The sequence below is a fragment of the Clostridium aminobutyricum genome, from assembly GCF_017255415.1.
Lineage (GTDB): Bacteria > Bacillota > Clostridia > Peptostreptococcales > Anaerovoracaceae > Aminipila > Aminipila aminobutyrica.
In genome coordinates, this window is the sequence record NZ_JAFJZZ010000001.1 from 761,195 (window position 1) to 781,574 (window position 20,380).

19 protein-coding genes are annotated in these 20,380 nt (G+C 36.6%); 13 read left to right on the top strand and 6 right to left on the bottom strand.

Going from position 1 to position 20,380, the window contains the following annotated elements:
* Positions 1-43: 43 nt before the first annotated feature.
* On the bottom strand, positions 44-1,168 hold the full coding sequence (locus JYB65_RS03710; protein ID WP_245156564.1) for a M23 family metallopeptidase: 1,125 nt from the start codon (positions 1,166-1,168) through the stop codon (positions 44-46).
* A gap of 221 nt (positions 1,169-1,389) precedes the next feature.
* Between JYB65_RS03710 and JYB65_RS15190 the strand changes: the two genes are divergently transcribed.
* On the top strand, positions 1,390-2,310 hold the full coding sequence (locus tag JYB65_RS15190; protein WP_206581262.1) for a response regulator: 921 nt from the start codon (positions 1,390-1,392) through the stop codon (positions 2,308-2,310).
* Positions 2,311-2,415: 105 nt separating this feature from the next.
* Here the strand turns inward: JYB65_RS15190 and JYB65_RS03720 are convergent, their stop codons facing one another.
* The 3 genes from JYB65_RS03720 to JYB65_RS03730 all read right to left on the bottom strand — a co-directional run bounded on the left by JYB65_RS03720 (position 2,416) and on the right by JYB65_RS03730 (position 4,387).
* A complete protein-coding gene (locus tag JYB65_RS03720) occupies positions 2,416-3,045 on the bottom strand; it encodes a hypothetical protein (protein WP_206581263.1) in 630 nt (209 codons plus the stop codon).
* Between the two features lie 239 nt (positions 3,046-3,284).
* Positions 3,285-3,446 (bottom strand): hypothetical protein, encoded by a 162-nt coding sequence (locus JYB65_RS03725; protein ID WP_206581264.1) that lies wholly within the window; start codon positions 3,444-3,446, stop codon positions 3,285-3,287.
* Positions 3,447-3,562: 116 nt separating this feature from the next.
* Positions 3,563-4,387 (bottom strand): EFR1 family ferrodoxin, encoded by an 825-nt coding sequence (locus JYB65_RS03730; protein WP_206581265.1) that lies wholly within the window; start codon positions 4,385-4,387, stop codon positions 3,563-3,565.
* A 313-nt stretch (positions 4,388-4,700) separates the two neighbouring features.
* Between JYB65_RS03730 and brnQ the strand changes: the two genes are divergently transcribed.
* The 8 genes from brnQ to JYB65_RS03770 all read left to right on the top strand — a co-directional run bounded on the left by brnQ (position 4,701) and on the right by JYB65_RS03770 (position 12,703).
* Complete coding sequence (gene brnQ / locus JYB65_RS03735) at positions 4,701-5,999, top strand: branched-chain amino acid transport system II carrier protein (RefSeq protein ID WP_206581266.1); 1,299 nt, start codon at positions 4,701-4,703, stop codon at positions 5,997-5,999.
* Positions 6,000-6,334: 335 nt separating this feature from the next.
* Entirely contained in the window at positions 6,335-6,661 is a 327-nt protein-coding gene (locus JYB65_RS03740; protein WP_206581267.1) for an ArsR/SmtB family transcription factor, read from the top strand.
* Between the two features lie 79 nt (positions 6,662-6,740).
* The gene (locus tag JYB65_RS03745) at positions 6,741-7,133 is read left to right on the top strand and encodes an arsenate reductase ArsC (RefSeq protein ID WP_206581268.1); all 393 of its coding nucleotides are present in this window, start codon (positions 6,741-6,743) and stop codon (positions 7,131-7,133) included.
* A 12-nt stretch (positions 7,134-7,145) separates the two neighbouring features.
* Positions 7,146-8,222, top strand: a complete 1,077-nt coding sequence (gene arsB, locus JYB65_RS03750) for an ACR3 family arsenite efflux transporter (protein WP_206581269.1) — start codon at positions 7,146-7,148, stop codon at positions 8,220-8,222.
* 94 nt (positions 8,223-8,316) lie between these two features.
* Positions 8,317-8,916, top strand: coding sequence for a gluconate 2-dehydrogenase subunit 3 family protein (locus tag JYB65_RS03755; protein WP_206581270.1), 600 nt, complete (start codon positions 8,317-8,319; stop codon positions 8,914-8,916).
* 32 nt (positions 8,917-8,948) lie between these two features.
* Positions 8,949-10,664: a GMC family oxidoreductase N-terminal domain-containing protein gene (locus tag JYB65_RS03760; protein ID WP_206581271.1), complete on the top strand. Its 1,716-nt coding sequence runs from the start codon at positions 8,949-8,951 to the stop codon at positions 10,662-10,664.
* A gap of 83 nt (positions 10,665-10,747) precedes the next feature.
* On the top strand, positions 10,748-11,224 hold the full coding sequence (locus tag JYB65_RS03765) for a MarR family transcriptional regulator (RefSeq protein ID WP_206581272.1): 477 nt from the start codon (positions 10,748-10,750) through the stop codon (positions 11,222-11,224).
* A 243-nt stretch (positions 11,225-11,467) separates the two neighbouring features.
* A complete protein-coding gene (locus JYB65_RS03770; RefSeq protein WP_206581273.1) occupies positions 11,468-12,703 on the top strand; it encodes an MFS transporter in 1,236 nt (411 codons plus the stop codon).
* A gap of 241 nt (positions 12,704-12,944) precedes the next feature.
* Here the strand turns inward: JYB65_RS03770 and JYB65_RS03775 are convergent, their stop codons facing one another.
* Positions 12,945-14,216: a RidA family protein gene (locus tag JYB65_RS03775; protein WP_206581274.1), complete on the bottom strand. Its 1,272-nt coding sequence runs from the start codon at positions 14,214-14,216 to the stop codon at positions 12,945-12,947.
* Positions 14,217-14,424: 208 nt separating this feature from the next.
* Here JYB65_RS03775 and JYB65_RS03780 point away from each other — a divergent pair, with 208 nt between their 5' ends.
* The 4 genes from JYB65_RS03780 to JYB65_RS03795 all read left to right on the top strand — a co-directional run bounded on the left by JYB65_RS03780 (position 14,425) and on the right by JYB65_RS03795 (position 18,648).
* Positions 14,425-15,246: a MerR family transcriptional regulator gene (locus JYB65_RS03780; protein WP_206581275.1), complete on the top strand. Its 822-nt coding sequence runs from the start codon at positions 14,425-14,427 to the stop codon at positions 15,244-15,246.
* A 114-nt stretch (positions 15,247-15,360) separates the two neighbouring features.
* Complete coding sequence (locus tag JYB65_RS03785) at positions 15,361-15,834, top strand: SHOCT domain-containing protein (protein WP_206581276.1); 474 nt, start codon at positions 15,361-15,363, stop codon at positions 15,832-15,834.
* A gap of 160 nt (positions 15,835-15,994) precedes the next feature.
* Positions 15,995-16,960 (top strand): helix-turn-helix transcriptional regulator, encoded by a 966-nt coding sequence (locus JYB65_RS03790; protein ID WP_206581277.1) that lies wholly within the window; start codon positions 15,995-15,997, stop codon positions 16,958-16,960.
* 182 nt (positions 16,961-17,142) lie between these two features.
* Complete coding sequence (locus JYB65_RS03795) at positions 17,143-18,648, top strand: carboxypeptidase M32 (RefSeq protein WP_206581278.1); 1,506 nt, start codon at positions 17,143-17,145, stop codon at positions 18,646-18,648.
* 87 nt (positions 18,649-18,735) lie between these two features.
* Here JYB65_RS03795 and JYB65_RS03800 read toward each other — a convergent pair whose 3' ends face one another.
* Positions 18,736-20,169, bottom strand: a complete 1,434-nt coding sequence (locus JYB65_RS03800) for an aminopeptidase (RefSeq protein WP_206581279.1) — start codon at positions 20,167-20,169, stop codon at positions 18,736-18,738.
* Between the last annotated feature and the right edge of the window lie 211 nt (positions 20,170-20,380).

The following is a 20,380-nucleotide window of genomic DNA, read 5'->3' on the forward strand; positions in this document are numbered from 1 at the left end:
TGCTTAAGAATATTTTATCATGGTATCCTCTCAATAGAAATATTTATTTCTTAGCCGTATTGATTTCCATAAAATCATATTTTCTGTAATATTCCTTTGTATCCTCCTCTTTATAAACAGGACTTTTATTTTTTGAGAGCAGCCTGGTAATGCTGTACATATCAACCCAGATTTGGTTTGGGCTGTCTTTTAGGCTTTCATCAAAAATGAGCTGCAATCCAACATGCAAATGCGGTGTATCAATATTATTGACATTTTCTTTAACACTGTATCCGGTTCTGCCGGAATACCCGATAACCTCTCCCGCCTTTACTTCTTTTCCAACAGCTAAGGTTGCACTGTACGGGCGATCTTTTCTGAGATGCGCATAGTAATAATACCGTTGCTTATCGTAGCTTCTGATTCCAATACGCCAGCCGCCATATTGATTCCATCCCATTGCTTCTACGATGCCGCTTTCAATAGCAATGATAGGTGTACCGGTGGATATCATCAAATCATGCCCAAAATGCTTTCTATTATAGCCATAGGTTCTGCCTGCTCCGAAATCATCATAATCCGTATACCAATATCCTTGTGCAACAGGGGAAAAGGCTTTCAGTCCATATTTAGTCTGCCATTCCAGTTTGGGATTCATTGAACTTTCCGTATTTTCTTCATTCGCTGAAGCCGTATTTTCAGAAACAGGAACCTGTATTTTATATTCTCCTAAAAATCCGCCTAAAACAGCGGTATAGGCTTTTTTATAATAGTTGTAGTATTTCATATCTTTTGTTACATGCTCTATTGTTTCTCCGTCATTTAATTTCTCCGCTAAGTTATCTAAATCTTTTGCTTTATAACGATCAAACTCTCCGCCGTATTTAGCTCCTAAATAAGCCAGAAGTTCCGTCCAAATCAGATGATTTTCACTACCATAGGTATCCATATCCATATTCATCGCTTTTTCTAACGCGCTGTAAGGTACATCAAAATCGACCCATTTAATAGTTTCCTCATTTTTGGATTGAAGAGTAGGGAGGTTTGGGGGTAATATATCGAAGATTAAAAAGGAAAAAGTGATCAATAAAATAAGTACTCCCAAAACAGCAAGTCGAACATTTCTTATGTAAATAAACATCCATTTAAATTTATGCCATTTCTTATTTCTCTTTTTTCTCTTTTTCAAAATATATGCTCCTCATTTTAATCATTATCATAAAAGGATATGCATGAAGGAGTTTTGTTATGAGTTGATACAGAAATTTGCAAAGAAATCACCGCTTGTAACGGTAAAAAAGTTGAATGATAAAAAAATATAGAGTACAATAGAACTGACAATAACCTATTTCAGAATTTTTCTCAAAATACAAAAGAATTAAGTAATTCAATATTGGAAGGGTGTCTAACGTGTTTCAGAAAAAAATCCTAATCATAGACGATAGCGATTTCTTTGCTAAATATATAATGGATATTCTCATTCCGGAAGGATATGCTGTCATGCATGCCAAAATGGGAAAAGAAGGATTAAGGATGGTCAGAACCGAAAAGCCAGACTTAGTGCTGCTTGACTTGGTCATGCCGGATATGAATGGATTCGAAGTATGCCGTATTTTAAGGGAATCTGAAAGTAATAATTTAATGCCTATTATTATATTGACTTCTCAAGACAATCAAGATGATAAATTGATTGGTTTAGAATTGGGTGCGGATGATTATATCACAAAACCTTTAAACGATAGGGAACTGCTCATCCGGGTCAAAAATACACTGAAACGAATTGAACGTAACAGAGGAGCAAACCCCTTAACAGGGTTGCCCGGAAATTTAGAAATCCAAGCAGAAATCAACGCGAGGATTGAAAAAGAAACTCCGTTTGCAACTGTCTATGCGGATTTAGATAATTTTAAGGCATATAACGATGCGTATGGTTTTGCAAAAGGGGATATGGCTATAAAATTAACCGCGGATATCATAATGGATGGAATTCAAGCCCATGAAAATAAAGATGATTTTATCGGCCATATCGGAGGAGATGATTTTATTTTCATTACAAGCCCTCATATAGCAGAATCCATATGTAAGAAGGTCATTTTTCAATTTGACAAAAGGATTACGGAACTATACAACAAAGAGGATTTGGAAACCGGATATATTATTACAGTAAATCCCTTAGGAAAGCGAACAGAATATCCGATTATGACGATAAGTTTAGCACTGGTTAACCATCAACCAGGAATCTACTATAATCATATTCAACTGGCTGAAATTGCAGCAGAACTGAAGAGAAGAGCAAAAGCAAAATTGGGCAGTAACTTAGTCAAATGTTAATTATTTAAAATGCTGTCCAGAATTTCATAATAAATTAATAAAATACCATGGCATCTCACCATGGTATTTTTATGTGCTTTGGTTATAAATGTAAGCTCTATATTTTTATTCAGCCTCAATAGAATCAAAAGACTCTCCTATATCTGCCATATCATTAGCAAAATCCACCATACCGCCGGATATCGCATTCATAAATTCTTCATTATCCTCATAATCGTCCATGATCCATCCGTCTTTCGTTTGGGATAAACTAATTGTTGCCGTACTTTCATAATCAAAAGTAGCTGCATTGAGCTTTTCGGTCATCGTTTCTTCCATCATAGAATTCATTTCTTCTTCCGAAACATCAGAAAATATCATACTAAAAGCTTGAGTAAAATAGTCGGCAATAGCATCTTTGAAAGCCGTATGAAAATCATAAGTTTTAATGGTAACATCCACTGTTGCAGTATCTCCATCAATTTTTTCATTTGAAACAGTATATTCAAATTCTAAAAACTTACTCTTTATAAGATTTAAAAAATCATCACTTAAAACATCAGTTTCTACAGTATTCATACCAAGGCTTGCAATATCAGTTGTTCCGGCATATAGCCCTGACATCGTTTCGATGTCATCCGCTTTAAGCGCTTTAAAATATGAATTCGCTACTTCTGTGGGAGACGGGGTACTTTTACACCCTACAGCCGCTATACATAATACCATAACAAGTAAAATCGAGAATATTTTTTTCATCTTTTCCTCCTAAATCTAAATACACACTACAACTTTTATCAGGAACCATATTATTAAATAATATACAAATTATGTATATTACATATCCTATTATAATATATCTAATTTCTTATCAGATTGCAATAATTAAGCAAAATTAGAGGACATATATCAAAAAATAAAAAAGCTAATGTTTTGAAATACATTAGCTTTTTTATTTTCACTGCTTCATTTAATTCATTAATAGGAGAGTCTTAGTCTTATCTCTGTCTATTGTTTGTGTTTGCACTCTGAGCAGTATTCTGATCTTCATGATCGGATTCATCTGAATTAGCCTTACGAGGCTTATTGCTTGCAGCACTCTGAGCGTTATTCTGATCCTCATGATTTGAATTATAAGTGTTGTTCATATTATTTTCCATATTATCACCTCACCTCAATAGCAGTATGTACTATTTTAGTGAAATTATTCTAAATTATAGAAAAAACAAGACAAATTAAATTTTACAAGCATTATCTTCATTGAAATAAGAGATTGCTATATAAATAATTCCGGTTCCGCTCTCTGTGTGAAATCACGTTCCAGCATCAATTGGTGCGATAAAAATGCTTCATCGTCAAAATATTTGGCTTTTTTCTCACACTTTTTAATACAGGCATGACATTTGATACAGGTTCCAATGATTTCGGAAGGATTTTCTGCTGCAATAGCGCCCATTGGACAGGCTTGAACACAAATACCACATTGATTGCATTTTGCCAGATCTGTCTTCGGTTTTGCTTTTAAGAAAACTGTCGGTTTTCCGTCTAGCCCTTTTGGGGTATAATAAATCTCCGGCGGATTGGTGCCTCTTACCTCAATGGGTGGCGTATATGTTTTCAACTCCTTTACTTTTTCAGCTATTTGGTTAGAAAACTGTTTTAGCTTCTCCATATCGCCCTGATCAGGCCGACCTGCGGCTAACGTTTGTGAAAATGCATGCTGAGCAATAAATCCAGCTCCTGCAATAGTATGAAAACCGTTATTCTCCAGCATGTTTCGCAATTCAATTAACGCATCATCAAAATTTCGGTTGCCAAATACGGCAACTGGAACGGCTAAAGCGCCATTTCCTTTAAAACAATCCTGTCCATAAGACAACAGTTTATTTGGCATTCTGCCGGCATACACAGGGGTTCCCCATAGTACCAAATCTGTATTCGTAAATGCATGTTCTTTTGTTCGTGCAGCAGGTAATGTATAATCCAGTGTTTCCACTGACACCTCTAAAGTTCTTCCAATGGTTTCTGCCATAGCGGTAATGATTTTTTTCGTATTACCGACAGGACTAAAATATACTGCCCAGATCTTCTTGATTTCCATTTTCCATACTCTCCTTGATGATTAATACTTTTTAACATAATTGTAATCCTAAAAATGATTTAGTACAATGCCATTCATTCTTCCCTTTGATTTTACCAGAGCAAACATTCAGATATTGAAATATAGCAAATTTTATAAAAAAGTCCTCTTCGAGGAGCCTTTAGCTCCCATTCGGTCGCATTTCATCAGTGGACTTTTTTGATATTCCGTCAATATCGTAAACAATATTGCCTATATAATAAAATAATCATACAGTCTGGACAATTCGAACAATTTCAATTATAATTATATCTTGTGTCATAAGGAGGAAGTAATGATTAAAGAAAATAGAATATATAAGGATATCTTTATTTTAGGGCTTGCATTGTTCTCAATGTTCTTTGGTGCAGGAAGTATCATCTTCCCGCCATATTTAGGGTTGATTTCAGGTAGTAGTTGGCTCTCATCTTTTAGTGCTTACTTTATTGCCGATTTTGGATTTGCAGTACTGGCACTATTTGCTATACTCAAAACAGGTGGAGACGTGGAACTTATTACGGGCAAAATGGGGAAGATCCCAGGCATCTTATTAACATCAACTATTATTTTGTGTATCGGACCGCTGCTTGCCATTCCACGTACAGGTGCAACGACTTACGAGATGAGTGTAAAGGTACTTTTCGGAGATAGTACAACGCTTTCGGTTATTACTTCTATCGTTTATTTTGGTATCATTTTATTAATGACGCTGCATGAATCAGCAGTAGTAGATATAATAGGTAAATATCTCACGCCGATTTTGTTTATCGGTTTGATGGCTGTTATTATCAAAGGTATTATCACACCAATAGGCCCCATTGCACAGGAGCCTCTTATTAATGATGTCATTAAAGAAGGAATTTCAGCTGGATATCAAACAATGGACGTACTGGCGGCATTAGCTTTTGGTATCATCATTATAAAGACAGTCGCTCAAAAAGGTTATCATAAAGATAGTGAAAAACGAAAGATTGTTGCTTCTGCGAGTTTAGTAGCGGCAGCGGGCATGTTTATCATATTTTTTGGACTAGCTTATTTAGGGGCAACAACATCAACTCTCTATGGAATAGAAATCGGAAGGGCAGAACTATTAACGAATATTATTCAAAACCTGATGGGAAATGGCGGCAATATACTGTTAGGAATAGTCGTATTTTTAGCTTGTTTAACGACAGGAGCAGCATTAACTAGTACAACTGCAGAGTATTTTTCCAGCCTTTCAAAAGGTAAAGTCGGATATAAAACTTTAATCGTAATCATTTGTATTTTTAGTGCTATTATCACAAATAGTGGATTGGACTTTATCATTTCTTTTGCTGGACCGATCTTAAATATTGTATATCCGGCAGCGATTGTGTTGATTATACTTGCATTTTTTCATAACTATATACGGAATATTTACGTGTACCGATTTGCAGTTTTAGCCGCAATGATTGTAAATATAATGGAGATACTGGAAAGTGCCGGAAAAATAAATTTCTCCATTGCATGGCTTCCATTTTCCCAATATAATTTTCCTTGGATCGTGCCGGCCATCGTGTGTGGGTTCCTTGGTGCTTTAGTGCCGGGAACTGGATTGAAAAACAAGAACTAGAAAAATTTATATGAGTTCGTTTTAAGTACTGAACCAAAACTTCCTTACTATGTAGTAATTGTAGAGGAAGTCAGGTTCAGTACTTTTTTTATTTGATCAGTCTTTTAACCAACATTATAAAAAAGGGAATAGAAACATCCGAATTCAGGGAAGACATTGATCCCGCCGTGGTTGCATTGTCCATTATTCCGTATTCCCGACAGGGCTAAAATAGATGTCATACAAGCAGCATTACAGGGATGATTCAAATAAAATCAGCAGAACATATTGACATTCATCGATATGAACAATATAATCTATCATATCGATAAATATAGATTTGAGAGGGGATTAGAATGGAAAACAAAAATGCTGATATTGCAAAAGTATTTAAAGCTTTCTGTGATGAAAATAGAATCACCATTTTACACATGCTGCAAAGCGGGGAGAAATGCGCCTGTATCTTGCTTGAAGAGCTTGCAATTTCGCAATCTACTCTTTCGCACCATATGAAAATACTGGTGGAAAGCGGTGTGGTGAAAGCGAGAAGGGAAGGGAAGTGGACTCATTATTCCATTTCAGAAGAAGGAAGCAAAAAGGCCGAACAATGGTTAATTAAGATCACGGCTGTCAATGAGGTAATAGACGAAAATCAAAGTGGAGCTTGTCAAGTATGCAGATAATCAAAAGAAAAAAAGAATGGATTTCGAACGGTTTGATTCTGTAAAGTAATATTGTTAGCTTAGAGAAAGGAGATATAAAATGAAGAAAGTAGCTTTTATTTGCGTACATAACTCTTGCAGAAGTCAGCTTGCCGAAGCTCTTAGTAAATTTTATGGAAAAGATGTGTTTGAAAGTTACTCAGCAGGTACAGAAGTGAAGGATAAAATCAATCAAGATGCTGTACGGTTGATGAAAGAGAAATACGGCATTGATATGGAGAAAACTCAATATTCCAAATTGATCTCAGCTATTCCAACCGTTGATATTGTTATTACAATGGGTTGTAATGTCAGCTGTCCGTATCTTCCATGTGAAGAACGTTATGACTGGGGCCTGGATGATCCCACAGGGAAAAGTGATGAGGAATTTTTATATACTATTTCACTGATTGAGACTAAAGTAGCAGATTTGGTCGCACGGTTGAAGCAATAGATAGGAGACAAAATGAATTCAAAACGAAAATCTAAACTATCATTTTTAGATCGATATCTTACCCTTTGGATATTTATGGCCATGGCGATAGGAATCCTGTTTGGTTATCTTTTTCCGCAATTGGGGGGGACTTTTGAAGAAATGAGTACAGGAACTATTTCCTGGCCGATTGCGATTGGATTGATCGTTATGATGTATCCACCGCTCGCAAAAGTAAAGTATGAAGAAATCGGAAATGTTGTAAAGGATAAAAAAGTATTTTATTTCTCATTCATTCAAAATTGGATCATTGGCCCTGTGCTGATGTTTGTTTTGGCAATCCTATTTTTACCCGATTTATCAGGCTTTGCAATGGGATTAATCATCATTGGTTTAGCCCGATGCATTGCTATGGTCATTGTATGGAATACGCTTGCAAAAGGAGATAACGAATACTGCGCAGCGTTAGTTGCTGTTAATTCTATTTTTCAGATTTTACTTTATACTGCCTACATTTATTTTTTCATTACTTTATTGCCTGATTGGCTTGGATTCTCATGGGGAGGTCAAGATGTTCACATATCCATGGGGCAAGTGGCAAAAAGTGTACTCACCTATTTAGGGATCCCGTTTGCTGCCGGATTCTTCACAAGGTCTTGCTTAATCAAAATAAAGGATAGGGAGTGGTATGATAACCTATTTATTCCTAAAATTTCGCCTTTGGCATTGATTGCATTGCTTTACACAATAATAATTATGTTCATCACGAAAGGTGAGCAAATTATTCAGCATCCTGCTAATGTCATTAGAATTGCTATACCGTTGCTGATCTATTTCACCATTATGTTCTCTGTAAGTTTCATTATGTCTTATAGAGGCGGATTTAAATATGACCGAACGGTAACGCTTGCGTTTACGGCGGCCAGCAATAACTTTGAGCTTGCCATTGCGGTAGCGGTAGCTGTTTTTGGAATAGCTTCAGATCAGGCCTTTGCAGCTGTCATCGGTCCATTAATTGAAGTGCCGGTTATGATAGGATTGGTAAATATCTCATTATTATTAAAGAAGAAATATTTTGATGAAAACCAACTGCCTAAAAGTATAAAATAATTGAAGCTTTCAGGCTCTTCGTTTCTTTTAATAGAGTGAATCTGTAATAAAAAACATTTGCTGTCATACTATTTTTAAAAAGGTAGGTGGGGAAATGTATGGAATATTCTATAATCCTAAAATAATAAACTTTCAAATTAGTGATTTTTCGCAACATACACAAGAAACGTTTAAAGCTTTTGTTGATGCAATTATTCCAAGGTCACCTAAACTAGCCGAAAAATATGGTAAAATACAGTATTTTGGCGCATTGGATTTACATACAGATGAGTATATGATTTTATCACTTAATAGTCATTATATACCGTTAGCTAAACCCGTGGCGGAAGTGTTAGATATAGTTTCTGAACAATTAGTAATTTTAGACAGAAATAGTTCCATGTATCCGGAAGGAGGCACATTTGCAGCACTTATCCCCAGTGACCGATTCCGTGCATTAATGCTGCTGGAACAAAACAAAGACTATTTTATCGATTTATTGACACCATCTCAATATTATCCGGCCTATTTATTTTCTGTCATAAGTAATTTAAATAGATTTACTATGATGGGATATTATTCTGAATGGTCCGGCTATGGCTCTACCCGTTTAAATGCACCCGATCAGCGTAAATTGGAGTTTTTTCCATTAAGCTGGAAACAGGTCGGATATCCCGGGCCTTCACTTGGTTATCGTTCTTTACGAAACCCATAGCGATAGAAAATACTACATAAGGAGAGATGTGTATGAGTAATGATGCAGATGTAATCGTAATTGGTGCAGGTGGCGGCGGTGCAGTTGTTGCAAAGGAACTTGGGGAGAAAGGTGTTAAAGTGCTGCTGATAGAAGCTGGACCCTGGTATGGGAATAGTAAATGGCCAAACCCAAACACCGAACAAGGTGCTGTGAGCAGTTCAAGTTATGATGATTTGAATATCGATATACTGAAAAAAAGTTTTACCGATTTAGAAGATGATATGAATGATTTTGTGTCCGGTAAATTTCGGTGGGGACCAGCAAACAGAGAACAAAGCCCATGGCCTAGAGATATTACTCAAGGAGGATTTGCATGGCAAAATGCGGGTGTGGGAGGGAGTACTCTTCATTATTTTGGAAATTCACCTCGAGCTTTCCCTCAAGCAGTAGATAATATTTGGCCTATCTCCTATGAAGAGCTTATTCCTTACTATGAAAAAGTAGAAACGACCCTGCCCGTTACGACTGCGCCCTCCACGGCAAAGGAGGACTTATTTTACTATGGTGCGGGAAAAGCCGGCTGGCAACTTTTAGAAACACCAAATGTCACTAGTCCCGGATTCAGGCCGCAGCCAAATGCCATATTACGCCCAAATCCAAACTTGAGTGATCCTAATTATGATTTGCAAAGCAATCGAGCCGTTGGATGCACTTTAAGAGGACATTGTGTGAATGGGTGTCATATAGGGCCAATTATAGAAGGGATTGCCAAGAGATCTACTTTTGTGAGTTATGTACCACGTGCGCTTCGTACAGGGAATGTAGAGGTTAGGCCAAATACATTTGTAACAAAGGTGTTGACGGAAGATAATAGCATGAAAGGATTACATGCCGTTGGTGTATTGTATAGAGACACATGGACAGGGGAAACGGGAGAATTACGAGCTCAAGTTGTCGTGATGGCTGCAGGCGGTATAGAGACTCCCCGTTTGTGGTTAAATTCACAATTACCGGATAACGGATGGATTGGAAAAGGACTAATCAATCACTGGTTTGATTGTGTTGCAGGTATTTTTGATGAACAAGAATTGATGAATGTGCTGGGCGTTTCAGATGTGAAACCATTTGTCGGTCAGAATGCGGCGGCAAGGTTTGATTACCCCGGACTTGGCGTGATTGAGACTTTTGGAATGAGTCCCGGTTTATATGCCTCCATGATATACGCCACCAGCAATAAAGGGTATGACTTCTTGAATCAATCGAATACAAAAGTAACTTGGGATGTGGAAGGACTAGTAGTTGGAGATCAACTGAAAGAATTTATGAGAGATTATCCAAGAACATTAAGTGTTTTAATATTTACGGATGATGAGGTAAATCAACGAAATGGAATTACACTTGACACGGAGCGTAAAGATGAGAACGGGTTTATACCGGTTATATCCTATCAACCAACTGAGAAAGATCAGGAGAAAAGGGATACACTAGCTACTATTGCTTCGGATATTTTAAGAAAAGCCGGTGCAAAAACAATTATACGTTCGAATTGGCCCCCTGATGTCTTAATTCATATTCAAAGTACGATGCGTATGGGATATGTAACGGATACTAATTGTGAAGCACATCAAGTTAAAAGGTTATATATTGCAGATAATAGTGTGTTATATAATGGGTTGGGCGGACCGAATCCTACACTGACCACTCAGGCGCTAGCGACACGTACATCTGAAAAGATTGTAAATAAATATTTTAGTGAATTCAATTGAGTGAAATATTGTTGAAATAGAAACAAAGATTTAATATAATTAAGCTAATATTGTTACTGCACAAACGGATGGGAGGACAGGCCATGAACAAAGAAGAACAGGTCATAACGAATTTCAGGGACTTAAATAACAAGATGGCTTGGCTTAATAAGTTAAAGATGGCAGAAAGTCTGAAAGGTTATAAGTCTTCCGAAGTACATTATATCGAATACATTGGAAGAAATGGTGATCTCAACGTGACAAAACTTGCGGAGACCTTTTATATGACTAGGGGAGCCATAAGCAAAATGACCAAGAAACTCATAAAAAAAGGTATCATTGAAAGCTATCAGAAGCCAGATAATAAGAAAGAAATCTATTTCCGGCTTACTGAACAAGGGCAAAAAATTTATAAAGTCCATGAGGAACTGCATAAAGAATTTCAAGATCGGGACAAAGCCGTATTTGAGCAGGTAACCGAAGAACAATTTGACAGTATGCTTAGGTTTGTGGAAAAATATAGCAGGCATTTAGATGCAGAAATAAAGAAGGTAGATATAGACATTAATAAATCGGAATAAATTTGAATAAGGACAATAAAACCACAGGCAGCCCAATTCTATTGAGAACAGGCTGCTTTTTTATTTATGCAACTAGCTCCGTTTGTGAAGCAAACGTCGGCAGGCGCTATACGGAAATTTCACAATCTCCGATTAACAGAAATTTTTCCGTCTCCATTGTTTTGTTGACAAAGAAACAAAAAGATGATAGGATAAATATGTTTCTAGGGAAACAAAATACTAACTTTCGAGAGGAAAATTCAAATGTTCAAATTTAGATCACACAATGAACAGAACACAGAACAAACCGTAGATAAAAAGGCTTTACTATTCGGTCTTATGTCTGTGTTTCTTTGCGGAATAGGCTTCAGTATTATAACACCTGTCGTTCCATTCTTAGTACAGCCTTACATAAGCAATCCGGGAGATCAAGCTATAGTTGTTACACTCCTGACCTCTGTCTATGCCGTTTGCGTGTTTTTTGCGGCACCCGGACTTGGTGCTCTGAGCGATAGATATGGCCGTCGTCCATTGCTTTTAATATGCCTTTTTGGTTCTGCAATCGGGTACTTCATTTTTGGCATGGGAGGCGCTCTATGGGTACTATTCGCTGGGCGCATAATAGAAGGTATAACAGGCGGGAGCATAAGCACTATCCTCGCCTATTTTGCAGACATCACTCCCAAAGAACAGCGAACCAAATACTTTGGGTGGGTGAGTGCGGTTGCAGGTGTAGGCTCCGCCATTGGCCCAGCTCTGGGTGGACTGATTGCCAATTTTGGTTATTCTGCACCTCTGTATTTTGGAGCCGGAATAACGCTATTGAATGTTATTTTTGGATTCTTTTTTATGCCTGAGAGCCTTGACAAGAATAATAGGCTGCAAAAGATTACCTTTATAAGACTGAATCCATTTACACAGCTTGTGAACATCCTTTCCATGAAAAACTTAAACAGGATGCTCGTCTCAGCGTTCTTACTTTGGATACCCAACGGATCGTTACAGGCAGTTTTTTCACAATTTACAATAGATACTTTCAATTGGGCGCCTGTACTAATCGGACTTATGTTTTCAATTATGGGCATCCAAGATATCATTTCACAAGGTTTCATCATGCCAAAGCTTTTGCTGAAACTTAAGGATTCACAGATAGCAATTCTTGGAATGGTTTCCGAGATTATAGGCTATAGTCTCATTGCAGCATCGGCTTTATTCTCATTCTATCCACTTCTTATCGTTGGAATGTTTATATTTGGTTTTGGTGATTCGATCTTCGGGCCTTCATTCAATGGAATGGTCTCCAAGTCTGTTGATTCGAGTGAACAAGGAAGGATTCAAGGAGGAAGCCAATCGATTCAGGCGTTAGCAAGAATAATTGGGCCTATCATTGGAGGTCAAATCTATGTATCACTTGGACATGCCGCACCTGCTTTTATGGGTATGATTCTTATAGCAGCTGCAATACCGGTTTTGTATAAGGGTACACATGTAAAAAGGTAAAATGCACGGCACTTTGGCGTTACTTATCGTATTCATTCCGCTTACACTTAATGCGTATAAGCGCAAGGCGTAATTCTTGAATACTTTTAAAGCAACGAAGAAAACAGCACATAATTAAGATGAGCCAGCACCAGCTCAATAGTAGTTGATGTTGGCTCATCTATACTGTATCTCCTCCTTACGGATAAAATACATGATTTAGAACTAAGATTGAATGCCTGTATGTACAAATAAATGCCTATTATGCATTTGGAGATGTTCCTTCAGCATTTGATACCACTACATCGATTTGAATTAAAGCGTCCTTAAGTAAAGCGGCTACGCCAACGATTCTTCGTGCAGGTACGCCACCTGGGAAGAAAGTTGTGTAAACTTCGTCTACAGCATCTATATCTGCGATATTCTTCAGGAAGATATTTACCTTAACCACATCCGCCATAGCATGATCGATACTTTCTACAATAGCTTTTATATTCTTTAAGCACTGTCCAGCCTGCTCTTTTACGCCACCGGCTACCATCTCGCCCGTTTTTGGGTCCAATGGTAATTGGGCTGAAAGGTGATTGTAGTGCGAAAAAGCTACCGTCTGTGTGGAGAGAGAACTCTTTGGTGCATTTTCTGTATTGTTTGCCTTAATCACGATTCCATGTCTATCTTCAATCGCTTGTGGAGGTGTACCATCTCCGTGTGACACAACAGCTTCAATTTGTACCAATGCATCCATCGGTAAAGCGGAAGCTGCAACTACTGTCTGTGCGGGAACATAAGCTACAGCTCTAGCGATCGCTGAGTCTGGGAAAAATGTTGTATATACTTCGTTTACGACTTCAATATCCGAAAGGTTTTTAAGGAAGATATTAATTTTAACGATGTCGTCAAAAGGGACGTCGATACTTTCTAAAATGGCCTTGATATTCTTTAAGCACTGTCCAGCCTGTTCTTTTACACCCCCAGCTACCAATCTACCCGTTCTTGGATCGATCGGTAATTGCGCTGAAAGATTATTGTAATGAGAGAACGCTACCGTTTGTGTGGATAGAGCACAGGTTGGTGCATTTGCAGTGTTATTTGTAAGCTTGATGAGGTCGCCTGATTGCGGAGCATTTGGAATGGTGCCTTCACCGTTTGTTACAAGTGCTTCAATTTGCACCAAGGCATCCATCGGTAAAGCTGCAACAGCCACTGTCGTACGTGCAGGAACATAGGTTGGGAAGAATGTTTTATATACTTCGTCTACCGCGTCAACATCTTTGATATTCGTAACGAATACAGTAATTCTGACAATATCGCTCATCACATGATCAATGCTGTCTAAAATGCCCTTGATATTTTCAAAGCACTGCTGCGCCTGCTCTTTTATACCACCAGCTACCAATTTACCAGTTTTGGGGTCGATAGGTAATTGAGCTGAAAGATTATTGTAATGAGAAAAAGCTACAGTTTGTGAATATGGACCGATACCTTTTGGTGCATTTTCCGTATTTCTTGCTAATACTGCGTTATAGTTGCTCATGATAATATTCTCCTATTCAACTTTAAAATTTATTTAAGTGAATCATAAACCTTTGACTAACTCCAAAGTCAATAGATTTTTTTGTATAATTCAGTCTAAATTCTTCATTCAGCTGAAATAAGGCCCTTCCGTATTGCCGATACAGTATTCCTCCTGTATAATAGCCATTACCTACGCAGGATACTAAGAAAAATGAAGGAAGATTAGTATGAAAGATAAATTTTTAATTGGAGAGCTGTCAAAAATATTTAATATTAGTTCCGACACCCTAAGGTATTATGACAAAATCGATCTAGTTAAACCGGAATATGATGTGCATAACGATTATCGCTGCTATAGCATCCGGGATTTCTTTAAATTAAGTAGAATTCTTTTCTTAAAAAATCTGGATATTTCATTGAGTGAAATAAAAAAATACATGGGTAACAAAAATACAAACAATCTACTTAACCTGCTAAAAAAGAAGGAAGAGGAGATTGATATAAAGATAAATAAGCTGGTAAATTTGAAAAAGAAAATTCAAACAAAACTTGAGTTTTTTGAAAATATAGAAGGCGAGCTGGATCAAATAATCGTCAAGAAAATTCCCCGAAGAATAGGGGAGTTCATCGATGTGAATCATCTCAAAACTGATTATGAAATGAAGCAAACCTTAAAGAGAAATGTAGATTATTTAAAAATAAGTTCTTGGCTCATTGAAGGGCAGATTTATACCTCATTGGCCAAGGAAGATATGGACAAGGGTATTTTCACTCAATTTAGATATTTTATTGAAATTGTGCCAATAGATTCGGAGTTTTCTAAGCAATTAAAGGTCATTCCTGAAGGTGAGTATGTTTGTATTACATTTTTAGGACCTTATAGTGATATGGTCAAGCATTATCAACTACTTGTACGATGGATTGAAGAAAATGGATATCAAATCGCAGGAGATTCTATTGAAAAGAATATCGTGGATTATGATTTTTCGGATTCTGAGAATGAGTATATTTCGGAGATTCAGATTCCGATTGTTAAAACACAACATTAATTGTAAATATTTAAAAAATAAAATAAAAAGGGAATTGTTTCCATATAATACTTGTTGAGAGCCCATGGTAAGAGTATAATTTAATAAAATATTGTTGATTTTAGGAGTATAATTATGAGCGAGTTTTATAACAAGGAACAACTTAATGAAAAAAAGGCTAAGAAAATAATTAATGCAGCAAATATTTATTTCTCTCTTAATCCAAATGATACCATAGAAGCTATATTAGGACAATCATCGCCATTTATAGTTGTTACAAATAATGAAGTACTGTATTTGGGTGGTATGTTTGAACAAAAACGATTTTCTATTTCCTCAATAACCGGTGTGAACATTACATCTTCATTATTTGCTAAGATTGAACTAACCATTGGTGGTGGTAAATCTGAAGTTTTAGATACACTTTCAATGATGTATGAAGCGACACTCATGAGAGATTTCATTTTAAGCAAAATAAATAATCAGGCTATTAAAAATAATGGGATTTCCGCAAGTGATGAAATAAGTAAATTTTTTGATTTGAAAGAAAAAGGTATTATTACAGAGAAAGAGTTTCAAGCAAAAAAGAAGCAGTTATTAAACTTATAAAATCATAGATTAATATTTTTGAGATTTAAAAGCCGTAACGAACATAAATCATTTGTTACGGTTTTATTATAGATTTCAAAAAGGTTAGCAACTAAAATCAAGCAATAATCTCTCTATGTCTTTAAAATAAGGGTAGGGTGGCTGAAATGAGGTGAACGAAATGTACGAATGGCAGCAACAAATCCAACTAATCGTTGATGAGATTGACAAATGTATTAAAGATCATAACGAAGATGCTTTGACACTAAGTTTTGTATCTTGCAGACTTGGTTATTCTGAATTTTATACAACAAGAAAATTTAAAGAAATATCGGGTATACAATTTAGAGATTATTTGCGGCATAGAAAATTGGCCTTTGCACTAAAAGAGGTTCGGGATAGTGAGAAAAGTCTTATTGAGATTGCTTTTGACTATGGCTTTTCATCACATGAAGCTTTTACAAGAGCTTTTAAGGCAGCCTATAGTGTTACGCCAAGTGAATATCGAAAAAATCCAAAGCCTGTTGTTCTTCGTACAAAAATCAACCCTTTTGACCGCTACTTTTTAGGATTGGGAGAGATTGGAATGATAAAATCTACAGGTCATATTAATATTTATTTTGTAACCATCCCTGCGCATAAGTTTTTGCATATAAGAAACTACGAAAGTAATGGGTATTGGGATTTCTGGCAAAAGCAAAGTCTTATTCCGGGACAGGACTGTGAAACAATTTGCGGATTACTGGATAGTATCAAGGATAAGCTGGATGACGATGGCGGGAGTGAATCTAACAGTGGCAGCGGCCAAATTATGGCCTACATCAATGACCCTGACGGCAGGCTCTGCGATTGGGGTATACCACGTACAGAATGCCATGGTGTACGGCTTCCTTTTGATTATGAAGGGGAAGTACCATCACAGATGCTTATGATGGATGTTCCTGAAGCAGAGTATATTGTTTTTGAACATGGCCCGTTTGATTATGAACAGGAAAATCGCAGCGTAGAAGAAAAGATTGAAAAGGCAATGGCAACTTTTGATTTTACAGACACTGGTTACTGCTTTGATACGTCTCCTGGTAGAATTATTTACTTTTATTTTAATCCGGAACGGTATTTTAAATATATCAGGCCCGTACGGAAGTAACTTAATATATATGCTATACCTCGTTCCTCATATTTGGGTGTTTCTAAACTTAATCTTTCTTTTAAATATTGGGATTATGCAATATTGTTATTGTATACACCAGCAGCAGACTGTAGTAAAATGATAGCAATTTGATAATTAATTCCAAATCAAACGGGTATGGAATAATAAAGGAGATTAACATGAATGAAATAACCATTGCGAAAATTGAGGAATTAAAAGAATATCTTAAAAAAATAGAGTATCTGGGTAGTTCTATTTCATTATTGCATTGGGATAGCCTTGTTTATATGCCGAAAGAGGCAATTGAATACAGAAGCGAAATGATCGGATACTTGACAGGGGAGAGCTATAAGCTTACTACGTCAGCAGAAATGAAAGAGTTTATCGATTATTTTAATGGAATTGATGATTTAGATCAATTAACCAAAGCTATGATAGAAAATATAGAGAAAGACTATAACTTGGCAACGAAAATACCTGAAGCAGAATACGTTCAATTTGAAATTGATAAAGCACTTTCGCAAAGTGCATGGGAGGAAGCGAAAAGTAAAAATGACTTCTCGATTTTTAAGCCGCACCTTGCTAAAATGATCGCTACTAATAAAAAGTTCTCTGAATACTGGGGTTTTATCAATAAGTATGATGGTCTTTTAGATATCTATGAACCTGGTATGACAACAGAAAGGCTTGATGGTTTATTTGGAGAATTGAAAGGATTTATTGTTGATTTACTTCAAAGAATTAAAAATTCAAATATGAAAACGTCTGATACCTTTTTAAAAGGAAATTACTCTGTTGAAAGCCAGAGAAAACTAGGAGAAGCCATTTTAGGACAGATCGGTTATGACTATGAAAGGAAAGGAAGAATCGATGTATCTGAGCATCCATTTACAACGAACTTTGGGAATAAAGATGTCAGAATAACCACAAAATACGAACCTTCTGATTTCAGACCTGCCATCTTCTCTTTGATTCACGAAGGTGGCCATGGAATCTATGAACAAAATATTCCGAACGAACTTGAAGGTACTTCTTTAGCTTCAGGTGCATCAATGGGTATGCACGAATCCCAATCACGGTTTTATGAAAATATCCTTGGGAAAAGCCTGGCGTTTTGGCGCTATTTTTACCCCGAATTTCAACAAACCTATAAAGAACTAGAAAGGGTGGATTTGATATCATTTTATAAGGCAATTAACTGCGTTGAGCCATCTTTAATCAGAATTGATGCAGATGAATTGACTTATAGTCTCCATATCATCATTCGCTATGAAATGGAAAAGCTCCTGATAAACAGTGATATTGACATTGATGACGTTCCAAAGCTTTGGAATGAAAAATATAAGGAATATTTGGGTGTGGAACCACAAAACGATGCGGAAGGAATATTACAAGACGTTCATTGGTCTGGCGGTGATTTTGGGTATTTCCCAACCTATGCCCTTGGAAACTTATATGGATCACAAATCTTCAATAAGTTGAAAGAGGAAATTCCAGATTGGAATCAAAAAATCAACAGTGGAGACTTTTCGTCTATTACTAAATGGTTAAATGAAAATGTACATCAATATGGTTCCATATTCAAACCGGCTGAATTAATTAAGAAAATTACAGGGGAAGAACTGAGCGCAAAATACTTTATAGAATATCTCAACGATAAGTTCGGCCAGATATATGATTGTTGACCTCTTGTCATGGATAAATAAAAATTCAATGAATAAAAGATAATTTAAAAGCCGTAACAGTATGCATTGTTACGGCTTTATGATCAATTACTGCTTATAAAACGTCTTATATGCCTTATAGGACATATACACATCGGCTTTACTGCATATTTCAAAAGGGGAGTGCATGGATAACAGTCCCGGGCCCACATCTAAAACATCCATCCCATATTTGGTTAAATGCATAGCGATGGTTCCGCCGCCGCCAAGATCGACTTTTCCCAGTTCTCCGCTCTGCCAAGTCACGTCATTCTTATTGAAAAGATTGGTCACTTCAGCCACAAATTCGGCATTGGCTTCACTGGAGTCTGCTTTGCCGCGAGCACCACTGTATTTCATAATTACGACACCATTTCCAAGGTAAGCCGTGTTCCTTTTATCATCCACATCGGCATAATTCGGATCAAATAATGCCGTCACATCTGCAGAAAGGCATTTTGAGTGATTCAGCGTGTCTTTTAAAAGAATATCCGAGTAATGATCGGAAGATAAGTTGCATAATTTTGCAACCGTATTTTCGAAGAAAGGGGACTTGATTCCAGTGTTTCCTTCACTTCCGATTTCTTCTTTATCAATCCAGATGCATAGGGCGGTTTTATCTATTTTTTTGGCCTCTAAAATAGCTTGGAAAGCCGTATACGCACACACTTTATCATCTTGGCCGTATCCACCAACCATGCTCCGATCCAGTCCCACATCGCAGGCTTTAATGGCAGGTACTAACTCTATTTCTGCTCTTTGAAAATCCTCTTCCTGTAAATCATATTTTTGTTGCAACAATTCTAAAATATTAGTCTTAATTTTATTTTTTAAATCTTCTTCGTCATATGGAATGCTCCCAAATAAAACTGTCAATGATTCGCCGTCGATGCCGTTTGCCATCTTTTTTTGCATTTGCTCCTGTGCAAGATGGGGCAATAAATCGCATATACAAAACCTTGGATCGTCGTCATTTTCTCCGATATTTAAGGTCACTTTATCGCCATTTGATTTAAAAATCACGCCATGAAGGGAAAGGGGAGTGGTAACCCACTGATACTTTTTAATTCCCCCATAGTAATGAGTTTTCAAAAGGACCAATTCTCCGTCTTCATAAAGCGGGTTGGGTTTTAAGTCAATTCTAGGGGAATCGATATGTGCGCCAATAATGTTGATTCCTTCTTCCAATGGTTTTTTCCCGATCACTGCGAAAATAATATTCTTATTTCTGTTGATGGCATAGATCTTATCTCCCGGACGAATCTTTTGATTTTTTCTAACCATTTCATCCAAAGAAATAAAACCATTTTTAATGGCTTCTCGTTCAGCCCATTCAACAGATTCTCGTTCCGTTTTGACGCTATTTAAAAACTGAATATAGGACTGACAGAATCTAAAGGTCTGATCCTGTTCTTTTTGATTCATTTTTAGCCATGCGTTCTTATACTTATATCCCAGCTTTTCCTGAATCTTTTCACCTTTTGTTTTTTCTGATTTGCTCATTTATTTTTAAACTCCTTTATTTTAAAGTTGACATAATGTTTTTATTGGATACAATTAGTTTTTAATCAACATAAATGTATTATTTACTAATAGTTAAAAAAAATTCAATAGGGCTTATATCCGTAAAATCGAGAATGATAAAGCAATTGTATGAATTCTGTAGGGACTAATTTCTTTATATGGAACATTTTATAAAGAAAATTAGTAGTAT

What these genes read in the sequence shown, in the direction of transcription:
- JYB65_RS03720 (WP_206581263.1), bottom strand. Translation starts at nt 3,045, where the DNA reads ATGAAAAAAATATTCTCGATTTTACTTGTTATGGTATTATGTATAGCG.
- JYB65_RS03725 (WP_206581264.1), bottom strand. Translation starts at nt 3,446, where the DNA reads ATGGAAAATAATATGAACAACACTTATAATTCAAATCATGAGGATCAG.
- JYB65_RS03730 (WP_206581265.1), bottom strand. Translation starts at nt 4,387, where the DNA reads ATGGAAATCAAGAAGATCTGGGCAGTATATTTTAGTCCTGTCGGTAAT.
- brnQ (WP_206581266.1), top strand. Translation starts at nt 4,701, where the DNA reads ATGATTAAAGAAAATAGAATATATAAGGATATCTTTATTTTAGGGCTT.
- JYB65_RS03740 (WP_206581267.1), top strand. Translation starts at nt 6,335, where the DNA reads ATGGAAAACAAAAATGCTGATATTGCAAAAGTATTTAAAGCTTTCTGT.
- JYB65_RS03745 (WP_206581268.1), top strand. Translation starts at nt 6,741, where the DNA reads ATGAAGAAAGTAGCTTTTATTTGCGTACATAACTCTTGCAGAAGTCAG.
- arsB (WP_206581269.1), top strand. Translation starts at nt 7,146, where the DNA reads ATGAATTCAAAACGAAAATCTAAACTATCATTTTTAGATCGATATCTT.
- JYB65_RS03755 (WP_206581270.1), top strand. Translation starts at nt 8,317, where the DNA reads ATGTATGGAATATTCTATAATCCTAAAATAATAAACTTTCAAATTAGT.
- JYB65_RS03760 (WP_206581271.1), top strand. Translation starts at nt 8,949, where the DNA reads ATGAGTAATGATGCAGATGTAATCGTAATTGGTGCAGGTGGCGGCGGT.
- JYB65_RS03765 (WP_206581272.1), top strand. Translation starts at nt 10,748, where the DNA reads ATGAACAAAGAAGAACAGGTCATAACGAATTTCAGGGACTTAAATAAC.
- JYB65_RS03770 (WP_206581273.1), top strand. Translation starts at nt 11,468, where the DNA reads ATGTTCAAATTTAGATCACACAATGAACAGAACACAGAACAAACCGTA.
- JYB65_RS03775 (WP_206581274.1), bottom strand. Translation starts at nt 14,216, where the DNA reads ATGAGCAACTATAACGCAGTATTAGCAAGAAATACGGAAAATGCACCA.
- JYB65_RS03780 (WP_206581275.1), top strand. Translation starts at nt 14,425, where the DNA reads ATGAAAGATAAATTTTTAATTGGAGAGCTGTCAAAAATATTTAATATT.
- JYB65_RS03785 (WP_206581276.1), top strand. Translation starts at nt 15,361, where the DNA reads ATGAGCGAGTTTTATAACAAGGAACAACTTAATGAAAAAAAGGCTAAG.
- JYB65_RS03790 (WP_206581277.1), top strand. Translation starts at nt 15,995, where the DNA reads ATGTACGAATGGCAGCAACAAATCCAACTAATCGTTGATGAGATTGAC.
- JYB65_RS03795 (WP_206581278.1), top strand. Translation starts at nt 17,143, where the DNA reads ATGAATGAAATAACCATTGCGAAAATTGAGGAATTAAAAGAATATCTT.
- JYB65_RS03800 (WP_206581279.1), bottom strand. Translation starts at nt 20,169, where the DNA reads ATGAGCAAATCAGAAAAAACAAAAGGTGAAAAGATTCAGGAAAAGCTG.